Genomic DNA, 20,650 nt, shown 5'->3' with positions numbered 1-20,650 from the left:
TGCTCTTGCTTCTCCAACTGCGCAAAAAAAAGCCGTGGACTCCTCAGTCCACGGCCGGTATCTGCTCAGCATATCCTGCCTGGGTACACGCTGACTGCACGTATATCCTCAGGCAAAGGATCGTTCACATATGTAATTCCAGAATTTCTACACGGGTGCAGTATACATCTAAGCATACAGTGGTAATGCTACCCGATCTCTGGAGGTCCGGTGAGGATGATTTGTCGTTGCCGTAATTGTCCATGAGTGAATCGCTCATACTTGGAATATAGACTATTCTGCTGCAATTCATAACTTGGCTGTTCCAATTGTGTCATCTCTGTGGGCAATACGGGATTATGCATCATCTTCTCACGACCTCCTGTTCATTGGTATTTGGGTATAGCAGGCTGCCATGAATAGCATGGACTGCCTTTGAATTGTCAACATCATAATACGGCTATCCAGATTCTGTCAACGTCGGTTCGTTTACAGATTGTATACGAGCAGTGCGGCAGTGAACAGAATCAGGGCCACCAATACGCAGCGAAGTGCCCAGCGCATACGTACTTTTTTGCGTTGCTGATAGACTTCTGCCGCCTGTTCATCCATATTCCATCGGGCATATCCACCGCCGAGTATCTGACTGCTCAGCAGTACAGACAGCACGAGGAAAATCATGCCGCCCCATAACAACGTACTTAACACACTCATTCTTTTTTCTCCCCCTGATCCATCTGTAAATTAGCACAATTCTTCAAGTTATTTTCTCCACGCAAACCGTATCGGTCATCCTGCGGCACAGAATCAATCTTATGACAGCAGCATCCGCGTCTCGGAAGGCGCAAAATTGCGGTATTTTTTGAATGTACGACTGAAATATGAAATATCGTTATATCCGGCAGCCATGGCTACTTCCGATACAGTCATGCTCGTATTCAGCAGCAGATACTCTGCCCGGTTGATTCGTACCCGGTTAATATATTCGGTTACTGTACGGTTGGTCAACTCATGGAACAACCGGCTAAAATGAAACCGGCTGAGTCCTGCCAATCCGGCAAGCCGATCGATCGTAATCTCTTCGGCATAATGCTCTTCAATATACTGCAAAATAGGCGTAAAACGTTCCAGATTCTTCATCCGGTGCTCGGTATGCTTCCAGTCTGAGACATTGGCAACATAACCGCGCACCAGCAGGGATAACAGCTGGTACATATACGATTTGACCGATAATTCATGTCCAATCTCCCGGCTGCGGAATTCCTCGACGATCTCTGACATACAGCGCTGCAGCCGCTGATCTCCACTAATATGACTTTGGAACAGCAGTCTGCTCTGGGTCATCGGTGTAATAAATCTTGTCTCCACCGCATCCTGCGAAGGACTCTGCAGCGAATTCAGATCGGCAATCAATGCATAATAGATCAGATGATTGGACAGACTGGTCCCCTGATGCAGATCATTGCTGTTCAGCACAATCAGATCACCGGCCCGTACATGTACTGGCTCGGCGTTGCATTCAATGATCGCTTCGCCGCTCTCAAAATACAGAAACTCCATATGACGGTGCCAGTGATGCGGGAACATCACCTGGCCATATTCATACGACTTGCAGAAATTCAGCTTGATTGGAAAATAAGGGTCAGGCATACTCATCGGTTCCTGCAAATCAACCGGCCAGTTCATGGACCATCCTCCTCTGATCACGTTCGATACCGCCCTCTCCACAAGGCATGGCTTACCGAACGTCATCCAATGATTTCCGCTGGAATTACAACATATGTAGGTTTTCTTTTCACCATTAACTATAACGTAAAAATCAGGGATAGCACAATTGTGCAAATAAACCGCAAATCCATTCATGACCCTGCCTGCAGTCCGATTATATAATCGGTTCAATCTACATATTCCGCTGAATGGGAGAGAATCTGCATATGAAAACAACGATTGGTATTGGAGTCATTGGAACCGGCAACATCTCGGAGTATCATCTGAAGCCTTATGCCAAGCATGAGGGCGTCAGCATTCTGGGCATCTGCGACAAAAATGAAGAACGTGCCAAAACCGTCGCTGCCAAATATGAAGGTGCACGCGCATATAGCGATTACAATGAACTGCTCGCCGATCCGGAGATTGATGCCGTCAGCATCTGTACCTGGAACAACACCCATGCCGAGATTAGCATCGCCGCTCTGCGCGCTGGCAAGCATGTACTCGTCGAGAAACCGCTTTGCCGCACGATGGAAGAAGCTCATCAGATCGAGGCCGCTGTCCGTGAATCGGGCAAGCTGCTCATGGTTGGATTTGTCCGCCGTTATGATGATAATGCCCAGATGCTCAAGCATTTCAGCGATCAGGGAGATTTTGGAGATATTTATTATGCCAAAGCTTCATATATCCGCCGCTTCGGCAATCCTGGCGGCTGGTTCAGCGATATTGAACGTTCCGGCGGCGGACCGGTAATCGATATCGGTGTACACGTTATTGATCTGTGCTGGTATTTGATGGGACGTCCCGAACCCTTTTCGGTCAGTGGCAATACGTATTATGAGCTGGGCAATCGTGCTCATATTCAGCATCTGTCCCATTACAAGGCTTCCGATTATGACGCCACCAAGAATGATGTGGAAGATATGGCGAATGTCATGATCCGTTTCAAAAATGGCGCTTCACTCATGGTAGACGTCAGCTTCAGTCTTCATGCCAAGGAAAATGAAGGCATGATCCGCATGTATGGCAGCAAAGGCGGATTTGAGGTCGATCCTGCAGTATCCATTACGACCGAGAAATACAACACCGTGCTGAATATCCAGCCGCAGACCGATCATCCAGGCTTCCATTTTGAAGGGGCTTTTGCAAATGAGATTGGCCACTTTATCGAATGTGTACGTACCGGCAGCCAGCCGATCAGTCCGGTCGAAGATGGCGTCCAGATGATGCGGATGCTGACTGCCATTTATGAATCGGCTCGTCTGCGCCGGGAGGTGGTCCTGTGAAGCTGGGACTCAGTACGTACAGCCTTCACGGCTCACTCAGCTCCGGTGCGATGACCGTGCTGGATGTGATCGATTATACGGCAGAGCTGGGCGGTCAGCATGTCGAGATTGTGCCGCTCAGCTACAGTCTGTCCGACAATCCGGAATTGACTCTGCAGATTGTGGAACGTGCCCGTCAGCAGGGGATTGAGCTGTCCAATTATGCTATCGGCGCCAATTTTCTGACCGATGATCCCGATGCCTATGAAAGGGAGATTGAACGGGTAATCAGTGAAGTCGATATTGCTGCACGACTCGGCGTGAAGCTGATGCGTCATGATGTAGCATCCTCGCCGGATGTGTCGATTGCCAATTTTAACCGCCATCTAGGTCGGCTGGCGGATGCCTGCCGCCGGGTCGCCGATCATGCTGCCAATTACGGGATAACCACCAGTGTGGAGAATCATGGCTTTCTGATCCAGCATGCCGATCGGGTACAGGCTCTTATTCAGGCTGTAGATCGCCCTAACTATAAAACAACCCTGGATGTGGGTAATTTTGTATGTGCAGACGAAAATCCGGTAGCTGCCGTGCAGAAAAATCTGCCGTTTGCGTCCATGGTGCATATCAAGGACTTTTATCTGCGTCCTTCTCATCGCAATCCGGGAGCAGGCTGGTTCACCAGTACGAGCGGTGTCTATCTGCGCGGTGCCATTATCGGGCAGGGCGATCTGGATATGTGGAAGATTCTGCACACGATCAAGGCTTCCGGATACGACGGGTATATCTCGGTTGAATTCGAAGGTATGGAAGATGGCATGACCGGCGCCCGGATTGGCATGGAAAATGTACAACGGATCTGGGACGAGGTCTAGTCTGCGTCAAGCAGCTATCGCTCTGTTCCGGACAATATACGTTTTGTCCCTGCCGACCGACAGCCCTGTATTTCTTTTACTAAAACTGTGAAGGAAGTGATTCCATGACAACAGAACTTGGCAAAATCGGCGTCATCGCAGACGCATTCAAACTGCAGCTTCGCGAGAATCTGCTCAAAGCCAAAGAAGTCGGCGCAGACGGTGTACAAATCTGGGCTACCGAAGGCGTGATGGACCCGGATAATCTGGGCATCGACCGCCGCCTGGATCTCAAAGAGTATCTGGATGGACTGGGGCTGGAAGTATCGGCGCTATGTGCGGACTTTGGCGGCAACGGCTTCCAGAATGAGCAGGACAATATCTGGAAAATCGAAAAATCCAAAAAAATACTCACACTCGCTCTGGAACTGGGCACTCCAATTGTAACGACTCATATCGGCATTGTACCGGAAGATACCAATGCGCCCGAATATACTATTATGCAAAAAGCCTGTAATGAGCTAGCTGAATTCGCTTCTTCGATGGGCGGTTACTTTGCAATTGAGACAGGTCCGGAACCGGCAGCTCGGCTCAAGCAGTTCCTCGATTCCCTGGACAGCAAAGGCGTAGCCGTAAACTTTGACCCGGCCAATATGGTCATGGTTACCGGAGACGATCCCGTACAGGGTGTATACACGCTTAAGGATTACATCGTGCATACCCATGTCAAAGACGGCATTCGTAACCGCGAGGTCAATCCGCATGATGTATACGGCAATCTGAGCCATGAACAGGTCGCAGCGTTCGAGGATGGCAGTATCGGCTTCCAGGAAGTAGCACTTGGTGAAGGACAGGTCGATTTCAAAGCCTACTTCGCAGCGCTGCAGGATATTGGCTATACTGGCTACCTGACGATTGAACGTGAAGTTGGTCAACAACCGGAGCAGGATATTCGGCAGGCCGTTGAGTTTATCCAGGGATTCAAAGCCAAAGTATAAAATGGTAGAGCTTAAAAGGCAGCATAATGAGTAGACACGGCATGTAGCGTGATAATCCAGATACCTGCTACCACTGTCACTGTTCCTATTCCTGTCACTGCTACTGCTACTGCTACTGCTACTGCTACTGCTACTGCTACTGCTACTGCTACTGCTACTGCTACTGCTACTGCTACTGCTACTGCTACTAATTGTCACAGCTTTTCCTATATGCGTATAATGAAAGCTATGTTAAATATGCAGGCTGGTTATAGCCAGATCATTATTTATCCATATACAAAAAAAGCTGATTTCATCCACTGTCTGACAGCGATGAAATCAGCTTTTTGAGTTAACGATCGCCTTGATCGGTACTCTATCTTCCTAACGATATTAACAAATAAAGAGCGATCACCCCGATCATCAGCGCCGAACAACGGTTTAGCCAGTAGAACCAGCGTCCGCTGCGGTCAAATACCCCTACTGCCATTCCTGCCGCAGCCAATACGGCAAACCAGAGCCAGGAAACGATAATACAGGTCCACATAAACGCCAGCTTTTGCTGACCTTCATACTGAAGCGAACTCGTTCCGATAACGCCGATCGTATCCAAGATGGCATGCGGATTAAGCAGCGATACCGACAGCGCGAATAGTATCTGTTTGCGCGCGGGCAGAGCTGCCGTTTTGTTTGGCTGCTCTTCTCTATCTGCTGCCGTAGCTGTCTGGACAGTGTCGGCACTTTTCCACGTCACATACCCCATGTACAGCAGAAACAGCACTCCGGCCAGCATCAGTGCCGTCTTAACCCATGGTAGTCCCAGCACCAGAACTGATACTCCGCCGATAGCCAGACTGATCAGCAGCGTATCACATAATCCAGCGGTGATTACTACGGGCAACACTTTCCACCATCTACGCTGTACCATTCCCTGCTGAAAAATAAACACATTCTGTACACCCAGCGGCAGAATCAATCCCAGTGCCAATATAAAAGCATGCAGTATAACACCAGCCATTTGTATCTCCCCCTTGTTCACAAATACCAGTGTAGCGTGGGATCAACAGACTGCATACTGCAATAGTGTTTCTTTTACTTTTTAGTACCTTGTAAAATGAATCTTCCTTTGCTCATGCCTATCTTTTCTCTCCATCCGCATACACCGATGATCCTCTTGTTCTCGCCCAGTCCGCAATTCGCGATGGATCGCCTTGCCACAATCGCTGCTGCCCCCATATATTACTCTTCGGCACACCATCACACTCCACCCATATAACAGGGAAAAGAGCTGTCGGACGCTCTTTTGGCAGTCCTTTGATCCATAGTACCTGATCCTGCTGCTCAAATTCCAGCTCCTGCCCGGTCGTGAGCAGTGTCACCCGTGTTACTCGCGATATCAGGTCGGCAAGGCGCAGCACCGGCTTCCCATCCCAGAAGCGAATAATCAAATACAGATGGTTCCCACTGGTGGTCTGTCTTCCCCGTGTAACAAACTCGATCAGATCGCCACCATCCGCTCCATATATTGCTTCACCATGTACTTCCAGCCATGCTCCAATCTCTAGCGCTCGCTGTACAAATTCCGGCGGCAGCTGGCCGTCCGGCTGGGGGCCGACATTGAGCAGCAGGTTACCGCCTTTCTCTGCACATTCGCATAGCATATCCAGCAACATATCTGCAGACCGCCAGCGTTCTCCGGCAGCATATCCCCATAGACGCCAAGTAGTGACCTGGTTGGACTCCCATAACCGGTTCGGATCAGGCACAATCTGATGTTCCGGCGTACCAAAATCACCCAGCACTTCCGAATCGCCAGCGCCGGCGCCACCATCTGCGTAAGTACGTGTTCCTTCCGACGGACCCAGGCGATTATTCACCAGTATACCCGGCTGAAGCTCTTTCATTCGGCGTACCAGCTCTATACTGCCCAGCTCCTCTGCTGTTCGCGGCCATACCCCATCGAAGAAAAAATGATCAATCTGTCCATACCGGGTCAGCAGTTCCTCGACTTGATTATGCATATATTCTTTCATCGCCTGCCAACCGTCCGGATCTTTCTCCGGTCCGTCAAAAAAGGCTGGAATCCGCCAGTCCATCCACGAATAATATAGTCCAACATACAGTCCCTCTGCCCGGAATGCCTCGACAAATTCACGTACCAGATCACGCCCGCATGCCTGAGCAGCTGTAGAATAGTCCGTGTACTGTGAATCCCATAGACAGAATCCATCATGGTGGCGCGTTGTCAGACAGGCGTATTTCATTCCTGCTTTGCGGGCTGTCTGTGCCCATAACGTGGCATTGAAATGCTCCGGATTCCAGCTACACGCCTGCTGGGCATATTCCTGATGATCCAGATGTTCTCGGAACAGCACCTGTTCCCCGCGGCCATACTGTGCATAAGGTCCAAAATGAATAAACAATCCATATCGGCTATCCGTGAACCATTTTGCAGACGCCGATCTATCGTGCCTGCTGTTATTATCATGTCCCGTATTCATACACCCATCTCCATTTCACTTATACGATTTAGATTGGTTTTGTATCTACGCTGACTGAATATATGTATGTACATTTTCTTATTGTGGCTTATTCTGCATGATGGCCTTTTTTATTGTTCACAAGCCCAATCCGATCAAACATCATAATGTTATTATCTATCTACATTGTATCATTATTATTATGCCTACCGAGCCAGAATATTGAATTTTACAAATCAATTTTCAAATTCTCAAGATAGCATAAATTCTTAAATCGTTCAGATTAAAATTCCATAAATTGTATATTTAATTACAGTATATGGGTATTAATATGTATACGATATTTATCCTTTTTATATCCTGCCTATAGTGTGTTATTCTTGAAATTAGCTTTGTCTTTTCGACAAATTGAATGGCAGGAGGATGAATACAGTTATGAAAAAGTGGGCGTATATGCTGATCATTGCAGGTATCCTGGTGATGATCTATCCTCAGGCAAATGAGTGGTATGACGACTGGCAGCAAGAGCGTCTTTTGAATCAGGCAGAGCAAGCAGCTGCCATTTCTCATCAGAATACGACAAAAAAATTAAAAAATAGCTATTCAGAGGTAAATGCTCTACTAAATGAGGGGTCTTCTGCCGATAATATAAATAGTAAGACGGAAGCACTAGTAAATGGTGAAATTCTGGGAGTCATACGCATCCCTGTGATCAATGTCGAACTTCCAATTATAGAAGGTGCCACTCGTGAAAATATGCGTAGTGCCGCTGTTCACATTTCCGAGACCGATCAACTGGGACAAAAAGGAAACTTTGCTGTTGCTGCCCACCGCGCTCACAAAACCGGTCGTTTATTTAATCGGTTGGGAGAAGTAAAAGTCGGCGACTCGATCCAGATTGAATCGTCCGGTCAGCAGTATAACTACCAGGTCGATCGCATCCGAATTGTGGAACCGACCGAAGTATCTGTTCTGGATAGCGATCATCAGTCCGAGGAACTAACACTGGTGACTTGCGACCCACTTATCAACCCTACTCATCGACTTATAGTACATGCGATACGCGTCTACAATCATACAAATTAATGTCACTTTATTCATTTCGCGTACATTAGCGTTTGACGCTTTTAGTCGAATTATCGCTGTGGTACTATGTGATTATAACCAATCAGTAAGTTTTGGTTTACCCATAAAATACACCATTATTTGCACTTTAAATATTGTTACTATGTAACTTGCTTGATTAAGAGCTTTTACACGATAACGGCAAACCTGTCTAAAGACAGGGACGCAAAGCTAAAGGGCCTTACCCGCAGGGGTTGGCAGCCAGCTACCGAACGGAAAAGCTCTTTTTGTATTAACTAATTGTAAAATATTACACTTTATAGAATATAATGGTTTAGTCAAACGACGGATAACATCGTGTTAAAGTAACCGATGTTCGGATTGGCTAATCGCCTCTGAAAGGATTTGTCGTTATGAAGAAACTTTTGCTAACTTGCTTGACAACTATTACACTGCTCGCCGCAGCTCCTATATCCGTATTCGCAGCCGAGGATTCCAGCTGGCTGGATACGTCCAATGCAGCACAGGGTTATGTCGCTGTTCATTATGAAGCACCTTCCAATACACGTACCAAAGTTATGATTACCAAAAACGATACCAGCTATACGTATAACCTTTCTTCTTCCCGTTCCGACACTGCACTGCCTTTGCAGCTGGGCAGCGGTACGTACCAGGTAAGTGTCCTTGAAAATACGGCTGGTAACAATTACAAAAAAGTATATTCCGATTCATTACAGGTGCAATTAAATAATGAGAACAGTGTGTATCTGGCTTCTACTCAAAATATCGATTGGAAAAACAGCCCGGCAGTTACTTCACTCGCGAACAAATTAACCCAAGATGCTGCCACTGATCAACAAAAAGCGCAAGCGATCTACAATTATATTACAAGCAACATCAAATATGATTACCAACTCGCTTCTGCACTGCCAACTGTCTATGTACCCGATCCGCAGCAGACATTGTCTTCCCGCAAAGGAATCTGCTACGACTATGCTTCCCTGAATGCCGCGATGCTGCGCAGCCAGGGTATCCCTGCCAAGCTGGTAATGGGTACGACATCAGCTGTCAAAGAATACCACGCATGGAACGAAGTTTACCTGAATGGTAAATGGGTCACTGTAGACGCTACTGTAGATGCATCGCTTCAACAAAAAGGCAAAAACATTCCATTTGCCAAAGATGCTTCACAGTACCAAGCAGCCAAAGTATATTAATTCTATTGTTGTAGATCAGACCGGCTAACAGATGCTGCAAGCGTCATTTACAACTCATTTAAACCTTGTTTATAATGCTCACAAGTTGATCTGATTTAATAAATAATAAGTAATCTTCATTTAACATCATATTGATGAACTCTAAAAAACCTTTGCTGATGGATAGCAAAGGTTTTTTTGTACTCTTTGTACTCTTTGTACTCTTTGTAATCTTTGTACTCTTTGTACTCTTTGTGCTCTCGGTGAGCTTAGTGCGCTTTGTACTCTTGGTGATTCTTTGTATTATGTCTGTTCTTTGTGTTCGCAAACCTGTATACAAATCGGACGTCTACACCTACACGTTGGATAAGCATTATCCATATGCGGTAACTACTATACCGATCCTTTTCTTATACAAAGGCAGCATTGCCGTTTACCTCAACAGTTTTTTGTTCTGCTTCTTTTTTGTCGTTCGAGTGATTAGCGGACTGCTCCAGCTGCAGCAGTTGCTGCTTCATAGCCATGCCTCCCCGGTATCCTGTCAGACTGCCATTTTTGCCGATAACACGATGGCAGGGAATAGTGATTAGAACAGGATTGGCACCGATCGCCGCTCCTACCGCTCTCACTGCATCCGGTCTGCCGGCCATTTCGGCAACTGCCGAGTAGGATACGGTCTGACCATATGGTATACGGCATAATGCTTCCCATACTGCCAGCTGAAAAGGGGTTCCCCGCAACTCATGCTTTATTTTATCCAGAGTATCTACTGCTCCATCCAGATATTGAGTAATTGCCACCGTATACGCCAGCATTTGCTCTCGATCCTCTACCAGGGCGTATCCCGGAAAACGGCTATTCGCCCACAATACCAGATCTTCCAGCGGCTGATCGGGTGAACTGACATAGCATAATCCATCTGCAGTTGCAGCAATATACAGATGCCACTGCTTTTCATTTAACCAGGTGTAATACAAAATAGGCTGGCCTGCTGACATATCAATCGCCTCCTGTTTATCGATTTACGCAGATTTCTATTTGGTGCAGTTTTCGCGATCTACTCCTATCTCCTGGTACTGTTTGTTACGTGTCTAAGGGGGTGTGGGATGATCTTCTGCGTTTGTTATATCTTGCGTCTGTTGTTCTTGCTTCTGTTGTTCATGCTTCTGTTATATCATGATCGGGTGTTTGAAATATTGCGCTTTTATTCGAATTCATTCTTTGTCCCTGCTTGATTTATGCTTGGATGCATCATGAATTAGGCATAGGAGAAGCCAGCCGAATAGATATTCGGATTCAAAATTCAATATATTATCTGCACATCCTCCTATCCATTGTCCGTTAAGCTATGATCTCCGTTTTGTTTTTTGAAGATTCGCTCGCCCCTTGGAGCATACCAAAATGCAGCTCTCCCTATCACCGGTGAGCTGCATTTGATATCTATCTTTTTCTATTGTTCCTTCTATATTGGCTTGTATTTCCTTTATCCTGGCTTGCTTTTACCTATATCGCGTTATACTTCTTTGTGCGTCTCGCTTTCTTTGCGCTGGGGATTGGCAAAAGAGTCCGATGGATCGGGCTTTGGCTTATTGAGCTCGCCGCCCATCGATTTGAGAAACTGCAGTCCAAAGGCCAACGTCGTCCGTACATCCGGATCACGCATAGTCTTCAGCAGATGCAGCATACCCGGTGGTTCATGATCCCGTTGATCCCCGTGTTTGTGATGAGCAGGTTCCATTTCGCCGAGATGACTTAATCCATTACCGAGTGCGTTCAGCAGCCGGTCCATTTCCTGTGGATCGATTTTGCCGACCATCTGGCTCAGGGTAAAGGCATTGCGGATCAGCGGCGGAATATTCAGGGAGTTGATCAGATTGACCCCGTGCACTCCCACTTCGGTCCGGTTTTTGAGCAGCGCACCAGCGATATCGAGCATTCCAGCATTATCCAGTTCTTTGATAATATCCAGCGTTTTGAGAATCGCTTCCTTGTTGTCACTGAGTGCTTTGATAATCTGGGTGAGCGATTCGGCCTGTATTTCCGCTTCTGTCGGTTCGTGGCGTTCAATTCGGTTAATGGCTCTGGCCATACTGGGCACGCTCCTTCCGAATAGTGTCTGCAATCGGCTCATAATCCTGGCGCTTCCACTTGTCCTCTACCCGTACACTGATCTGCGGATGACGTTTGGCAAATCGGTGGTTGACCTGCGGCAATGGGGATACACCGCGATCTTCGAGTACTTCCATCCGTACACTGATCTCCTTGTAGCTTGGGGTATGGGTAATCTTGTCTGTATGGCTACTGGTGAGTCGGTTGATCGCTTCACTTGCATTCTGGGTATTCATCGGCAGATACAATTCTTTGCCTTTGACACGATCGGTCACCACTACCGATAACTTGGCCTGACCATATGGAGATACGAGCCGCACTTTGGCGCCTGTCTCGATACCGCGCTCGGCAGCCAGCTCCGGCGAGACTTCCAGCCAGGTAGATGGTACTTTATGGCGGATATTTTGGGATTGATACGTCATATTGCCTTCATGGAAATGCTCCAGCAGTCGGCCATTGTTCAGATGCAGATCGTATTCCGCTTCCGGCTCGTATGGCAGTGTCCAGCTGACCGGGAACAGACGTGCTTTGCCACTTGGGAAAGCAAACTCTTTGGTATACAGCAGCTCTGTACTGCTGCCATCCGGCTCTACCGGCCACACCTGACTGTTCCATCCTTCCAGACGATCGTAGCTAACACCAGCGAATAGTGGAGCCAGACTGGCTGCTTCTGCCATAATTTCACCGGGATGGGTATAATTCCAGCCAGCTCCCATAGCGTTGGCTACATCCTGGATAATTCTCCAATCGGGTCTGGATTCGCCCATCGGTTCAAACACCTGATGGAAACGCTGGATACGACGTTCGGTATTGGTGAATGTACCGTCCTTTTCCAGACTTGGCGAAGCTGGCAGGACCACATCCGCAAACTGTGCTGTCCGGGAAAAGAATATATCCTGTACGACGAAAAATTCCAGCTTGCCGAACATTTCTTCCACAAAGTTGGAGTTGGAATCGACAAATGCCATTTCCTCGCCAAACAGATACATCGCTTTGAGTGTACCTTCTTCAATCGCATCGACCATTTCATGATTATCCAGTCCCGGCTCTGCTGGCAGTTCCACGCCCCAGGCTTGTTCATAACGGGAACGTACCGCATCGTCAGTCACTTTCTCATATCCGGGGAAATAGCTTGGCATCGTACCAAAATCACAGGCTCCCTGCACATTGTTATGCCCACGCAGCGGATAAGCACCTGTACCCGGACGGCCAAAGTTGCCGGTAGCAAGCAGCAGGTTGCAGATCGCTGTCGATGTATCAGTACCACCACGATGCTGTGTGACACCCATCGCCCAGAGGATACATACAGAACCGGACTCGTGGATCATTTCTGCTGTACGGATCAGCTGCTCACGGGTCAGACCGGATACCTGTTCTGCATAATCCAGCGTATAAGGGGCGAGCGACTCACGATATTCCTCATACCCTTCGACACGGTTGTTCAGGAAATCTACTGCTTCCCAGCCCTGATCGATAATGTACTTGGTAACAGCTGACAGCCAGACCAGATCTGAACCCGGCTTTGGATGCAGATGTAGATCAGCGCGTTCTGCCATTTCATTTTTACGAATATCCGATACGATCAGCTTCTGTCCATGCAGCTTGTGGGCACGCTTCACACGAGTCGCCAGCACCGGATGGGATTCCGCCGGATTGGCACCGACGATAATAACCAGCTCCGATTGCTGGATATCGACCATCGTACCGCTGTCTCCGCCCATACCTACTGTACGCATCAGACCGGAGGTGGCAGGCGACTGACAATAACGGGAGCAGTTGTCGACATTATTGGTGCCCATGATCGAACGGGCAAATTTCTGGAAAATGTAATTCTCTTCATTCGAACATTTGGAAGACGCAATATAGGCGATTGAGTCGGAGCCATGCTGTGCTTTAATACCGCCCAGTTTCTCGGCAATCAGTGCCAGCGCTTCATCCCATGTCGATTCCACGAACCGGTCTCCCTGACGAATCAATGGACGAGTCAGACGCTCTTCACTATTGACGAAATCCCAGCCCCATTTGCCCTTGATGCAGGTAGAGACGCCATTGACCGGTGCATCGATAGAAGGCTCGATTTTGAGAATATGACGGTCCTTGGTCCATACTTCAAAGCTGCAGCCTACACCGCAGTACGTACATACGGTCTTGGTCTTCTCGATGCGCGAATTGCGCATGGATGCCTCAATCTCGGAAATCTGGAAAATGCCCGAATAACCGGGTTCCACCGCTTTGGTCAGATCGATCAGCGGCTCCATCAGTTTGTTATCAATATTGGTCATGAATCCGGCTTCTCCCAGCATGGAAGATTCCATCAGCGCATTACATGGACAGACCGTTACACAGTGCCCACAGGAGACACAGGAGGATTGGTCGATCGGTACATCATCATCCCAGACGACGCGCGGCTGTTCCCGGCTCCAGTCAATAGACAGCGTCTCATTGACCTGCAGATCCTGGCAGGCTTCTACACAGCGGCCGCACAGAATGCATTGGTCCGGATCATAGCGATAAAACGGATTGGTGTTGTCGATCTCATAGGGTTTGTTCCGGAAAGGATAGGTCTGATGCTCAATACCCAGCTTTTCCGTGGTGTTATGTACCACGCAATTACCGTTATTGTTATCGCAGACCGTGCAGTAGAGTTCATGATTACGGAGAATTCGGGACATGGATTCCTGCTGTGCATCTTTGACAAGCGGACTCTGGGTCGATATGTGCATTCCCGGTGTAATGACGGTACTGCAGGAGCGTATCAGCTCTCCATCTACCTCGACCATACAGGTATCACAGGTATTGATCGGACCGAGCTGCTCGTTATAGCAGATCTGCGGAATATACAGATCGGGCGCTGTGTTAACCGCCTGAACAATCGTCATACCCGGCTGCGCAACAACCGACTGTCCATCGACATGAATCACAATATTCTGCTGATCATCCATCTTCATGATGCCACTTCACCTCTGTCTGAGTAATTGGATATTTTGAAACCTATTACCCGTTTATAGTAAAAGTATGCAGCCTGTTCATGCCTTACTGCTTATTTCGGAGCTTTATTCCATGAAGCCGTCACATATATGTAATTATTGAGTATATTATATAAGAAAATACATATTAATTAGCAGTAGGAACTTCTGTCATACGGCTGGAACGATCCTGCTTATTTCTTTTCGCGCCAGCATTCTGTTAGCTTCATTTTCTTTACAATCTTCTGTAACAGGAGTAACGTTAGAAGATAAGCTTGCATAAGAAAGCTTGCATGGTTGAAGGAGGTACGCTGATATGGAGGCTTCAAGCCTTAACAATACATTATCCAACCGAATACTGATCATGACTGCGGTTGAAGCCGAGCGCGAAGCGGTACAAAGAGGATTGGGCGATACGGCTGGTCAGCGGTTTGACGTCCAGCTCGCCGGTGTGGGACCTGCCTCAGCGGCAGCACGTACAGCGCTGCTATTGGCACGGGGATCTTACGATCTGGTCATCAGCGCCGGTATCGGCGGCGGGTTCGAGCCTCATGCTGCTCCGGGCTCTATTGTGCTGTCTGATCGGATTATCGCTGCCGATCTCGGTTCGGGTACACCGGAGCATGGATTTATTTCTGTAGATGAACTGGGATTTGGTTCATCTATTATTTTGCCGGACACCGCGTATCTGGATCGCCTGACATCTGTAATGCGCGATGCAGGACTCACGGTACATACCGGACCTGTACTCACTGTATCCACGACGACAGGATCGGCAGAGACGACAGCTGCACTGATCCAGCGTATTCCTGATGCTTCGGCAGAAGGCATGGAAGGATTCGGTGTAGCCGAAGCGGCGCGACTGATGGATGTACCTGTGCTGGAGATCCGGGCGATTTCCAACAAGGTCGGACCACGCGATCGCGATAGCTGGCGTATTCCCGAAGCTCTGAAAGCTTTGACACTGGCAAGTTCCCTATTACCGGAGGTGCTCTGATGATGAATATAGCTTTTTCCCCTTGTCCCAATGATACATTCGTGTTCCATGCCTGGGTGCATGGCCTGATTCCAGGCGCACCCGAACTGGAAGTCACCTATGCGGATATCGATATTACCAACAACTGGGCTGCCGAAGGCAAAGGCCCCGAAGTACTCAAAATCTCCTATGCCGCCCTGCCTTGGGTACTGGAAGATTACGCGCTGATCCCTTGCGGCGGTGCACTCGGACGCGGCTGCGGTCCACTCGTGCTGACTGCCAATCCGGAAGCGACCGATGCGTCTGCACTCGCTGGCAAAAAGGTAGCTGTACCGAGTGAACGTTCCACCGCTTATCTGCTGTTCCGCCTATGGGCAACTCAGAATGTACCCGGCGGTATCGGTGAAGTGGTCGTTATGCCATTTGACCAGATCATGCCTGCTGTACGTGACGGACAGATCGACGCTGGTCTGGTTATCCATGAGGCTCGCTTTACGTATCAGAATTATGGTCTTACCCTGCTGCAGGATATGGGCAGCTGGTGGGAAGAAGATACCGGATTGCCGATTCCACTGGGTGCGATTATCGCCCGTCGTTCACTGGATATTGCCAAAATTACCGAATGGGCACGTTCCTCGGTCGAATATGCCTGGGAACATCCGGAAGCTTCCCGTGATTATGTGATGGAGCATGCACAGGAGATGGATGCCAGCGTAGCCGATTCCCACATCAATCTATATGTTAATGAATTTACCCGTAATCTAGGCGAAGACGGCTATGGTGCGATCGAAGCACTGCTCGGCCGCGCTGCCCGCGAAGGTCTGGTGCCCGAGTTCGATCTCGGCCTGCTGCGCAAATAACGATTACCAAACGCCGATAAAAACTGCGAATAATGAAGCAAAATAAAATCCCCTGCTCTCCATCATGGAGAAACAGGGGATTTTATGCTAAATATGCACTTTATTTGTGTCATAAGCCCATTTATCGGGGAATAAAGAAACAAAAGCATTTGCCAAATCCCGCATGCGTCCTGTATACTGGGATTGTTACTACAAAAAGTAGCAACGACAAACAGCCTCTTTTGCCGAAGAGACTGTCAAATGCTGTATATTATGAGCACAGGAGGTGAATCATCATGGCTCAAGACGTATTGTGTGAAGTAAGTGCATGCACTCACTGGGCGGAACAAAACAAATGTACCGCTGACACTATTTTTGTAGTTAGTCACGCTGCTGCAAAAGAACAAACTGCTGAAGTTCAAGAAACAGATTGCCAAACTTTTGAAAAGAAATAATACTTACTATTTTGTATTACACGAGAAGGGACTTTGCCGAGTTCCTTCTTTCTTTTTATATTCTATCAACAATGATTATTATTATCAAGTAGATTTTCAATATTTGTTGAGAAAAGATTGAGAAAAGAAGGATGCTCCTGCGATAGGAGCATCCTTCTTCTTGTTAATTATTCGATATATCGTTCAAATATCGGCTCTGCTGCAGGCTTACCGGAGTAGAGAACGTATTTGTACTGTTACTTCTCGCCTGCCCTATCTAGGCACGGCTGAATGATAGCCACTATCAAGTATGCTATTACAGTTTGAATTTGGCTACAGACTCTGCCAGCTCATTGACACCCTGCTTGGACTGTTTCATTTGCTCAGCCACGCGGGAAGTCTGCTGTACGATATCGTCTGTTTTTTCGGCAATCATGCTGGTACCTTCGGCGCCTTCATTGGCTGCAACCGAGATTTCCTGGATCGCTTTGACGACATTCTCGATCGAGGCCAGCAGTTCTTCGGAAGTGGCGCTCAGGTCATTGGCAATATCATCGATTTCCTGTGCACTCGAAGCATACTGATCGGCTGAAGACAGCATCATCTCATAGTCGGTACGAACATTGGTACTGAACAGATTCAGCAGGTCGTTGGAGTTGGATGACAGATTGCTTACCGAGCCAACGACTACCTGAGTAATCTCGTTGATCTGATCGGCAGCCTTTTTGGAATCTTCGGCCAGCTTGCTGATCTCGCTGGCTACGACTGCGAAGCCGCGTCCTGCATCTCCGGCGCGTGCCGCTTCGATACTCGCATTCAGGGACAACAGATTGGTCTGTGATGCAATATCAATAATGGAAGAAACCAGACTGTTAATTTGTTGTACGGACTTGGATTCTTCCAGCGCCTGTACCAGACTGTCACGCACCTGATTATACGTCGCTGTGCTGGTGCTGTACGAGTGCTTGAACTGTTTGCTCAGATCGGCTGCACGAGCGGTCAATCCTTCGGCTGCACGTGCACCTTCCTGGGCTTTGTTTGCTACAGAGTTTACAGCGGATTCAATCTCGGTCGATGTAGCATTCATCTCCTGCGTAGAAGCTGCGGTCTCTTCCATACCGGCAGACAGCTGCTCGGTTGTGGCCGAGATATCCTGTACGCCGCCTTCCAGCTTGTTTATTTCCTCATCCACGATCTGGATCGTATCCTGCAGATTGCGGCTTTCCTGAATCACACGGCTAAAGGTCGTTCTGAATTCTTTTCTTGCTTCGCCGAGTGCCTGAATAATTACGGCAAACTCATCTTTTTCGGACAGATAACGGGTAAAGCTATCGTCATACACCAGATCAAAGTTCGCAGTTTTGTGGATCATGGTCAGTGTATCCTTGGTACGATTGCGTACATTGCGTACGATGAAGAAAATCAGCAGCGCAGCAATAACGAGGATTGCTGCCAGTTCGATAATCGTAATTAGACGCATCTGTCCGCTTAGAGCAGCGCTCTCTTCAATCGCGTCCTTGCTGTACTGATCCATAATATTCTCAATTTGATCCAGATTCTGACGCGACGCTGCAAACTTCACTCCGGATTCGGTCGAACTCACATAACGGCGTTCTTCGTAGTTGAATTGGCCTTTCCATGCGTTGTAATTGGTATCGAAATCTTCAATTAGCTGAAATACATCTTTTTTGGTTTCGGGATCTGTATATTTCTCGAAGACAGCACGGTTATTCTCCATGATCACTTTGGCCTGCTGTACACGGTCATACGTCTGCTTTACATTTTCGTTGTAATCATCTTGTTGAACTTTAATTTCATTAGGATTCTGAAGCGTAGTTAGCATAAATTCAGCAATTTTTGCCTGATAATAATCACGGTCGGCATTCAGTACCAGATAATTAATCTGATAGGCTTCGGTATAGAGAGAGGTAATTAACTTATCTCCCATTTTATCGATATTGCGGATCGCCAGCACCGATAAGACGACCAACGCAATAACAAGGATTGCTGCTGGTAACAACATTTTGGTGCTAAGACTCCAATTGTTGATTTTGAACATTTTCACTATTAAATCCTCCCGGCATATTGACTGATATAAGAGTTGATGTGCGGCTAGGAACAGGTACGCCATCTGCCTTGCAAACTGGCTTGGAGTAACATACATAACAAACCGGCGATAGGCTGCTGCTGATATTAGTCAGGCCTTTACTAATCATCCGCACTTTTGCACTCCCTATCGCTTCATCTCATTGATATGTACTATTATCGGTAAAATGACCTATTTTTTTATGTATATTTTCAGGAATATCAAAATATAGCGATTCAGCAAAATATCTTATGATGAAAATAAGCCTGAATGAATAAATAACCGTAGTTAGACGAAGTTTGTGTCACAAAAAAAGAAAAGCCGCCAACCGGATCGGCTGGCAGCATCATAAACAATATAATTAGATCGTATATAAATAATTACGATAAGAGAACACAATTTTCTTGTACTAAGGACAATTGAACTATAGGCTGATGGTTATAATTATCCGTATCCATGCGGTATGCAGACATTTATTGTACATGGGTAGATATCGGTAAAGACAGTGCCCGGATACCATCGGCTACCAGACGGGCTATCCGATCAGCTCCGTACTCCTGAAAATGAATATCATCTGCCGAGCCTGCTATAAAAGCAGGATATTGTCCGGGAGCCGTATACAAAAACAGCTGCTTGGTTGCTTCTGCTCCAATCGAATTATAATAAGCGACACTGCTCGCACTCAGGTCCAGCAGCGGTGTAGCTGTATCTGAAGCTACCTGTTTCATTGCAGCTACATACTCGGGGAAGCTGATCTGAAAGTGTCCGTCTGCATCCGGAGTACGCGTCCCCATCGGGGTAATCAGTATGGGCGTGGCTCCATGATCGCGCGCTCCCTGAATATATTGATGCAGATAGCGCTTGTAATCTGCTACCGGTGTATAACGATCCGGCTTCGCCTGATTGGCGTCATTATGTCCGAACTGAATCAGCAGATAATCCCCCGGCTGAATCTCCCGCCAAATCGCGTCCAGTCTCCCTTGTTCTATAAATGTTCTTGTACTGCGACCGCTGATCGCATGATTGCGAAAAGTAACTCCCTGGTCAAAGTAACGACCAATCATCTGCCCCCAACCTGCCTGTGGACGCTGGGCATCCGTATAGGTCTGTACTGTAGAATCACCCGCTATATAAATCACTGGCTGACCCTGTCCTGCACTCGTACCGGTAGAAGCACCTACTGCAAACCATAGACTCGCAATCATAATACCGAGCAGTACAACAGGTCCCAATCGACGGTTAACCGCACTCCAGCGGTTAATAGCTTTCCGATAGTCCACAGCTTTTCGACGGTTAACAGGTTTCTGACGGTCAACAGAATTCCAGGACCTATTACGCAAGGGCTTCCCTCTTTCATAAATGAATATAATGGATAGACCAACAGTTGGAAGATCAAACAGACAGCGTCCATAAAATAACGAGAACATCTATACGTTGTTGTAAGTAAGTAAAGTAGCAGTGACCCGACAGTAGAATTGGAGAATGGAACTACAGAAGCGCAGAATAAGGTTCATATAAATAGAGAGATGGAGCATAACGACACTATCAGGAGATAATTGGCAAAAGGCAGCCTATACAACGTGTCATCAGGAATAATGATGAATATCGTGGTTTTAAATGTATTTTAACGTATACTCTCCTGCACTGACAATTCATTTATTTGCAAATCATACCTCTACAACAGATAGCCGTAAATGGAATAGGAGAATAAAAG

19 protein-coding genes and 1 riboswitch are annotated in these 20,650 nt (G+C 47.5%); of the genes, 9 read left to right on the top strand and 10 right to left on the bottom strand.

Annotated elements, in window-relative coordinates; translation table 11 throughout:
- Positions 1 to 188: 188 nt before the first annotated feature.
- The 3 genes from AR543_RS24230 to AR543_RS07375 form a co-directional block, all read right to left on the bottom strand.
- Complete coding sequence (locus AR543_RS24230) at positions 189 to 347, bottom strand: hypothetical protein (protein WP_158523941.1); 159 nt, start codon at positions 345 to 347, stop codon at positions 189 to 191.
- A gap of 121 nt (positions 348 to 468) precedes the next feature.
- Entirely contained in the window at positions 469 to 693 is a 225-nt protein-coding gene (locus AR543_RS07380; protein ID WP_060533149.1) for a hypothetical protein, read from the bottom strand.
- Between the two features lie 99 nt (positions 694 to 792).
- Positions 793 to 1,665 (bottom strand): AraC family transcriptional regulator, encoded by an 873-nt coding sequence (locus AR543_RS07375; RefSeq protein WP_060533147.1) that lies wholly within the window; start codon positions 1,663 to 1,665, stop codon positions 793 to 795.
- Positions 1,666 to 1,913: 248 nt separating this feature from the next.
- Between AR543_RS07375 and AR543_RS07370 the strand changes: the two genes are divergently transcribed.
- From AR543_RS07370 to AR543_RS24610, 4 genes are all read left to right on the top strand, one after another.
- Positions 1,914 to 2,975: a Gfo/Idh/MocA family protein gene (locus tag AR543_RS07370; protein ID WP_060533145.1), complete on the top strand. Its 1,062-nt coding sequence runs from the start codon at positions 1,914 to 1,916 to the stop codon at positions 2,973 to 2,975.
- Positions 2,972 to 3,829, top strand: a complete 858-nt coding sequence (locus AR543_RS07365; protein WP_060533143.1) for a sugar phosphate isomerase/epimerase family protein — start codon at positions 2,972 to 2,974, stop codon at positions 3,827 to 3,829. Before AR543_RS07370 ends, AR543_RS07365 begins: the two co-directional genes overlap by 4 nt.
- A 104-nt stretch (positions 3,830 to 3,933) precedes the next feature.
- On the top strand, positions 3,934 to 4,806 hold the full coding sequence (locus AR543_RS07360; RefSeq protein ID WP_060533140.1) for a sugar phosphate isomerase/epimerase family protein: 873 nt from the start codon (positions 3,934 to 3,936) through the stop codon (positions 4,804 to 4,806).
- Between the two features lie 48 nt (positions 4,807 to 4,854).
- Positions 4,855 to 5,136, top strand: coding sequence for a hypothetical protein (locus tag AR543_RS24610; protein ID WP_162495394.1), 282 nt, complete (start codon positions 4,855 to 4,857; stop codon positions 5,134 to 5,136).
- A 25-nt stretch (positions 5,137 to 5,161) separates the two neighbouring features.
- Here AR543_RS24610 and AR543_RS07355 read toward each other — a convergent pair whose 3' ends face one another.
- Both AR543_RS07355 and AR543_RS07350 read right to left on the bottom strand, forming a co-directional pair.
- Entirely contained in the window at positions 5,162 to 5,803 is a 642-nt protein-coding gene (locus tag AR543_RS07355) for a LysE/ArgO family amino acid transporter (RefSeq protein ID WP_060533138.1), read from the bottom strand.
- Positions 5,804 to 5,921: 118 nt separating this feature from the next.
- On the bottom strand, positions 5,922 to 7,286 hold the full coding sequence (locus tag AR543_RS07350) for an alpha-L-fucosidase (RefSeq protein ID WP_060533136.1): 1,365 nt from the start codon (positions 7,284 to 7,286) through the stop codon (positions 5,922 to 5,924).
- 402 nt (positions 7,287 to 7,688) lie between these two features.
- Between AR543_RS07350 and AR543_RS07345 the strand changes: the two genes are divergently transcribed.
- A complete protein-coding gene (locus AR543_RS07345; protein WP_227871857.1) occupies positions 7,689 to 8,351 on the top strand; it encodes a class D sortase in 663 nt (220 codons plus the stop codon).
- Between the two features lie 169 nt (positions 8,352 to 8,520).
- Positions 8,521 to 8,603, top strand: a riboswitch (cyclic di-GMP riboswitch).
- Positions 8,604 to 8,767: 164 nt separating this feature from the next.
- Positions 8,768 to 9,547 carry a transglutaminase-like domain-containing protein gene (locus AR543_RS07340; RefSeq protein ID WP_227871856.1) on the top strand — a complete coding sequence of 260 codons (780 nt, stop codon included), beginning with the start codon at positions 8,768 to 8,770 and terminating at the stop codon, positions 9,545 to 9,547.
- Between the two features lie 389 nt (positions 9,548 to 9,936).
- Here AR543_RS07340 and AR543_RS07330 read toward each other — a convergent pair whose 3' ends face one another.
- The 3 genes from AR543_RS07330 to fdhF all read right to left on the bottom strand — a co-directional run bounded on the left by AR543_RS07330 (position 9,937) and on the right by fdhF (position 14,583).
- Positions 9,937 to 10,524, bottom strand: coding sequence for a methylated-DNA--[protein]-cysteine S-methyltransferase (locus AR543_RS07330; RefSeq protein ID WP_060533128.1), 588 nt, complete (start codon positions 10,522 to 10,524; stop codon positions 9,937 to 9,939).
- A 515-nt stretch (positions 10,525 to 11,039) separates the two neighbouring features.
- A complete protein-coding gene (locus AR543_RS07325; RefSeq protein WP_060533125.1) occupies positions 11,040 to 11,615 on the bottom strand; it encodes a helical membrane plugin domain-containing protein in 576 nt (191 codons plus the stop codon).
- Positions 11,599 to 14,583, bottom strand: a complete 2,985-nt coding sequence (gene fdhF / locus AR543_RS07320; RefSeq protein ID WP_060533123.1) for a formate dehydrogenase subunit alpha — start codon at positions 14,581 to 14,583, stop codon at positions 11,599 to 11,601. Before fdhF ends, AR543_RS07325 begins: the two co-directional genes overlap by 17 nt.
- A 334-nt stretch (positions 14,584 to 14,917) precedes the next feature.
- Here fdhF and AR543_RS07315 point away from each other — a divergent pair, with 334 nt between their 5' ends.
- The 3 genes from AR543_RS07315 to AR543_RS07305 all read left to right on the top strand — a co-directional run bounded on the left by AR543_RS07315 (position 14,918) and on the right by AR543_RS07305 (position 16,871).
- Entirely contained in the window at positions 14,918 to 15,598 is a 681-nt protein-coding gene (locus tag AR543_RS07315) for a futalosine hydrolase (protein ID WP_060533121.1), read from the top strand.
- 2 nt (positions 15,599 to 15,600) lie between these two features.
- Positions 15,601 to 16,437 (top strand): 1,4-dihydroxy-6-naphtoate synthase, encoded by an 837-nt coding sequence (locus AR543_RS07310; protein WP_060536680.1) that lies wholly within the window; start codon positions 15,601 to 15,603, stop codon positions 16,435 to 16,437.
- A gap of 275 nt (positions 16,438 to 16,712) precedes the next feature.
- On the top strand, positions 16,713 to 16,871 hold the full coding sequence (locus AR543_RS07305) for a DUF1540 domain-containing protein (protein ID WP_082208294.1): 159 nt from the start codon (positions 16,713 to 16,715) through the stop codon (positions 16,869 to 16,871).
- Positions 16,872 to 17,166: 295 nt separating this feature from the next.
- Here the strand turns inward: AR543_RS07305 and AR543_RS07300 are convergent, their stop codons facing one another.
- Together AR543_RS07300 and AR543_RS07295 are read right to left on the bottom strand one after the other, a co-directional pair.
- On the bottom strand, positions 17,167 to 18,909 hold the full coding sequence (locus AR543_RS07300; RefSeq protein ID WP_227871886.1) for a methyl-accepting chemotaxis protein: 1,743 nt from the start codon (positions 18,907 to 18,909) through the stop codon (positions 17,167 to 17,169).
- Positions 18,910 to 19,409: 500 nt separating this feature from the next.
- Positions 19,410 to 20,216: a rhamnogalacturonan acetylesterase gene (locus AR543_RS07295; protein ID WP_227871855.1), complete on the bottom strand. Its 807-nt coding sequence runs from the start codon at positions 20,214 to 20,216 to the stop codon at positions 19,410 to 19,412.
- Positions 20,217 to 20,650 lie beyond the last annotated feature (434 nt).

It is taken from the genome of Paenibacillus bovis, assembly GCF_001421015.2.
In the GTDB taxonomy this organism is placed as follows: Bacteria; Bacillota; Bacilli; order Paenibacillales; family Paenibacillaceae; genus Saccharibacillus; species Saccharibacillus bovis.
This window is presented reverse-complemented; position numbering and strand designations above follow the sequence as displayed.

Excerpts from the sequence above, each read along its gene's own strand:
- AR543_RS07300 (WP_227871886.1), bottom strand. The coding sequence starts at position 18,909 with ATGTTCAAAATCAACAATTGGAGTCTTAGCACCAAAATGTTGTTACCA.
- AR543_RS07380 (WP_060533149.1), bottom strand. The coding sequence starts at position 693 with ATGAGTGTGTTAAGTACGTTGTTATGGGGCGGCATGATTTTCCTCGTG.
- AR543_RS07355 (WP_060533138.1), bottom strand. The coding sequence starts at position 5,803 with ATGGCTGGTGTTATACTGCATGCTTTTATATTGGCACTGGGATTGATT.
- fdhF (WP_060533123.1), bottom strand. The coding sequence starts at position 14,583 with ATGAAGATGGATGATCAGCAGAATATTGTGATTCATGTCGATGGACAG.
- AR543_RS07345 (WP_227871857.1), top strand. The coding sequence starts at position 7,689 with ATGAATACAGTTATGAAAAAGTGGGCGTATATGCTGATCATTGCAGGT.
- AR543_RS07350 (WP_060533136.1), bottom strand. The coding sequence starts at position 7,286 with ATGAATACGGGACATGATAATAACAGCAGGCACGATAGATCGGCGTCT.
- AR543_RS07360 (WP_060533140.1), top strand. The coding sequence starts at position 3,934 with ATGACAACAGAACTTGGCAAAATCGGCGTCATCGCAGACGCATTCAAA.
- AR543_RS24230 (WP_158523941.1), bottom strand. The coding sequence starts at position 347 with ATGATGCATAATCCCGTATTGCCCACAGAGATGACACAATTGGAACAG.
- AR543_RS07315 (WP_060533121.1), top strand. The coding sequence starts at position 14,918 with ATGGAGGCTTCAAGCCTTAACAATACATTATCCAACCGAATACTGATC.
- AR543_RS07325 (WP_060533125.1), bottom strand. The coding sequence starts at position 11,615 with ATGGCCAGAGCCATTAACCGAATTGAACGCCACGAACCGACAGAAGCG.
- AR543_RS07370 (WP_060533145.1), top strand. The coding sequence starts at position 1,914 with ATGAAAACAACGATTGGTATTGGAGTCATTGGAACCGGCAACATCTCG.
- AR543_RS07310 (WP_060536680.1), top strand. The coding sequence starts at position 15,601 with ATGAATATAGCTTTTTCCCCTTGTCCCAATGATACATTCGTGTTCCAT.
- AR543_RS07375 (WP_060533147.1), bottom strand. The coding sequence starts at position 1,665 with ATGAACTGGCCGGTTGATTTGCAGGAACCGATGAGTATGCCTGACCCT.
- AR543_RS07330 (WP_060533128.1), bottom strand. The coding sequence starts at position 10,524 with ATGTCAGCAGGCCAGCCTATTTTGTATTACACCTGGTTAAATGAAAAG.
- AR543_RS07305 (WP_082208294.1), top strand. The coding sequence starts at position 16,713 with ATGGCTCAAGACGTATTGTGTGAAGTAAGTGCATGCACTCACTGGGCG.